General features: G+C 64.6%; 1 protein-coding gene and 1 pseudogene. Both read right to left on the minus strand.

Annotated elements, in window-relative coordinates; genetic code table 11:
- Window positions 1-152 (minus strand): annotated as a pseudogene (locus AHiyo1_RS27570) (enoyl-CoA hydratase-related protein); the annotation flags it as partial.
- An 8-nt stretch (window positions 153-160) separates the two neighbouring features.
- Entirely contained in the window at window positions 161-1,420 is a 1,260-nt protein-coding gene (locus AHiyo1_RS21850) for a CaiB/BaiF CoA transferase family protein (RefSeq protein WP_059389979.1), read from the minus strand.
- Window positions 1,421-1,519: the final 99 nt, after the last annotated feature.

Genomic DNA, 1,519 nt, shown 5'->3' on the forward strand with positions numbered 1-1,519 from the left:
GGATCGGCTTCGATCTGGCTCCAGATCTCGTTGAGCCGGGCTTGTGCAGTCCCGTCGACGGCGTTGAGCACGTGCTGGCGGTCGATGACCACCGTGGCCACGTAATTCTCGATGGTCAGCGTGACCTGGTCGACGATCGTCTTCTCTTCCATCGACACGGTCACCGGAGCACTCCCAACTTCTGCAGGCGCTCGATGGTTTCAGCGTCGAAGCCGTTCTCCAGGAGGACCTCCACATTGTGCTCACCGAGCCGCGGCGCCACGCGCCGGACGGAAGGCGGGGTAGCAGACAAGCGAATGGGGGCGTTGAGCATCTTCACGGTGCCGACGCCCGGGTGCTCGGCTTCCACGATCATGCCGTTGGCCTCCGTCTGGGCATCGGCCAGTGCCTGTTCCAGGGTGTGGACAGGCGCGTTGAGCAGGCCTTGGCTTTCCAGTTGGTTGGTCCAGTACTCGGTAGTGTTTGTGGCCATCCGCTCCCGGAAGATCGCCTGCAAGGCCGGCTTGTGCTTGAACTGCTGCTCCAGGTTGGCGAACTCCGGCCGCTGGGTGAGGTCCTCGTCCAGGCCCAGCGCTTCGGAAATCCGAGCGAGCGGATCAGGCGTGAAGCCGCCCACCATGCAGACGGCGCCGTCGGTGGTTTCGAAGACACCGCTCAGCGGCATGGCGCCCCAATTGACTTCGTAGCCGCGGTTGAGCTGCATGCACGCCTCCTGCATCTGCAGGTGGAGCATGGAGTCGTACATTGTCACCTCGACTTTTTGCCCGACGCCGGACGCCTCCCGGGTGCGCAGTGCCAGCAGGATGCCCTGCATGAGGTGCATGCCCGTGATGTAGTCGCACAACGTGGTGGGGTAGATGGCCGGCTTCTGGTCGTCCGACTCGCGCCGCCACATCACGCCGGAGTACGCCTGTGCGATCGCATCCTGGCCGCCCTTGTGCGAGTAGGGTCCCACCGGGCCGAAGCCCGTGCCGGAGGCCCAGATAATTCCGGGGTTCTCCGCCTTGAGTTCCTCGTAGCCGAAGCCCATCCGCTCCATCACGCCGGAACGGAAATTGCTGACGACGACGTCGGCGTCGGCCATGACCCGGCGGAGGACGGCTTTGCCCTCGTCGGTGCGGGTATCCACGGAAACGCTGCGCTTGTTCCGGTTGATGGACAGGAAGATGGGGTTGTCCTGGCCGTCCTTGTCCGGGAACGAATTGCGCGAAATGTCGCCGGCGCCCGGACGTTCCACCTTGATGATGTCCGCGCCGTAGTCGCCCAGGAGCTGGGTGCAGGACGGTCCCATGAACACTTGGGTGAAGTCCACGATCTTGATGCCGTCGAGCGGAAGCGGGATGCCGTTGGGCTTGGCAGCGCCGTCGGGCGCCGCCGTCGTGGTTTCCTCAAACTCATCGAGAAGCGTGTCGGTGCTCATGCCCCCACCACCGCTTCGTTGTCGACTGTAGCGTTCGACGACGGGATGTCGCCCGGGTCCGCACCGTGCCGGCGCATGCCCTGCTGGATGTCCAGCGCG

Origin of the sequence: Arthrobacter sp. Hiyo1, from assembly GCF_001263615.2 — a bacterium.
GTDB lineage: Bacteria > Actinomycetota > Actinomycetes > Actinomycetales > Micrococcaceae > Arthrobacter.

Bases quoted from the DNA above. Each gene is read 5' to 3' on its own strand.
- AHiyo1_RS21850 (WP_059389979.1), bottom strand. From the start codon at position 1,420: ATGAGCACCGACACGCTTCTCGATGAGTTTGAGGAAACCACGACGGCG.